Below are 1,522 nucleotides of genomic sequence, written 5' to 3' on the forward strand. Positions count from 1 at the left end.
AGCCAACCGTTGCCGTACTGGTCGGAATAATAGCTGCGCCGCCAGACCAGCGGCAGCAGTGAATCAAGGGTGAAGTCGGCTTCTGTGTCGTCAAACAGGATTTTGATACCGTAACTAAATAGAGGCCGTCTGAAAAACTATCTTTCAGACGGCCTCTATATCAACCAATGCATCAATCGGTAATGGGGTTGGATTGTTAAAGAACGGAGGTTTCAGACGGCCTCAAAAGGGATATTGAGGCCGTCTGAAAACTGAAAAACCGCGTGCGTGCTTTGAGGCACGCACCCTACCTATAAATTTGGAAATTTATGCGGGCTACGGCTTGCTATATATACACTTAAATATATATTTGTTTAAGTCGCTTGCACAAAGAATAATCCACCCGATAGATCTCGATTTATAAAAATATACCCAACATTCCCGGTTAGATAAAAAATTTCATTTACTTTTTCGGGTAAATCCATTCCTAAGATTTGACCTATGAAAATATATTTTTCTGAAAAATCATAACCTTCTTGTTGTAAATATTCGGGCTGCCCACCCAAAAAACTCATTTCGTCTAAATTTTCAATAGGGTTGATTGGATAGAAATTCTCCAAGTTAAACTTAAACTGATTTTTATCCCCAACAATAACTTTTGTATACCCTTGAATAGCATCATCAATTTCAGTAATGTAGTCGAGGAAATAATCTTCTTCATCATAATAAGAAAAAACGTAAATTGCTTTATCTTTATATTCCTTTTCTTGAAAATCTTTTTCAAATTGAGGTGCAATAGCTAATAAATTTTCAATCGGTATAAAAGCAATCAATGCCAATTCATGGCCATCTGGTGCCATTACTTTATTTGAATAATCTGAATCTAGTCCGACCAATATATTATTTATATTTGGTTTGCTTTCTAAAAAGTTAAAATTAACGTATCCATTTTTTTTCATTTAAATTCTCCTAAAAACTTAAGGACATTTTTTACCTGGGTTCTTCAATTTTCTTAGGAATTTTTTAGCTGCTCTTCTTAACCGTTTTCTTTGAGCTTTAGGAGTTCCCGTTTTTCTCAATCCTCCTTGAGCAATATCAATTTCTCGATGTAAATCAGAGTGCATGTCATTTCTGCCCAAACCATAATGAGAACGCCTAATCTCTGCTTCATGGTGATGAGTGCCACCAATACCCCTAGTATCTTTTGCAGGTCCTCTTGTATGATGATCCAAATCTAAAGCAATAGCTGGATTCTGACTTAATCGATTATTTTTAGTCGTATAGCCACTTTGAACTAAGGCTTCATGCCTAATTAATTCATGGGCTTGTAAGCCATCTCCGACATGAGCACTACTATTAAGACTTCCATAGGTACCTATATCAAATAAATTAGCTAGTCCTAACGGATCAACCCAAGCTTGCGCATTCGGCGCAAACCGATACAGGTTATATCCGCCAAAAAGTCCAATCGGGTCTTGACTGATAAACCTACCCGTATCAGGTTCGTAATAGCGCATCAAATTGTAATGCAGCCCCGTCTCCC

Annotated in this window: 3 protein-coding genes; all 3 read right to left on the reverse strand. The window is 37.4% G+C overall.

All coding sequences use genetic code 11. The features are described 5' to 3' along the window. The coding region (locus ACI43T_RS11900; protein WP_405387321.1) for a DUF6531 domain-containing protein at positions 1-107 on the reverse strand (107 nt) is incomplete at its 3' end. A 246-nt stretch (positions 108-353) separates the two neighbouring features. Then, positions 354-938 carry a hypothetical protein gene (locus ACI43T_RS11905; RefSeq protein ID WP_405387316.1) on the reverse strand — a complete coding sequence of 195 codons (585 nt, stop codon included), beginning with the start codon at positions 936-938 and terminating at the stop codon, positions 354-356. Between the two features lie 18 nt (positions 939-956). After that, on the reverse strand, positions 957-1,522 hold a 566-nt coding region (locus ACI43T_RS11910), incomplete at its 5' end, for an RHS repeat-associated core domain-containing protein (protein ID WP_405387318.1).

The sequence above is a fragment of the Neisseria oralis genome (assembly GCF_045062685.1).
Lineage (GTDB): Bacteria > Pseudomonadota > Gammaproteobacteria > Burkholderiales > Neisseriaceae > Neisseria > Neisseria oralis.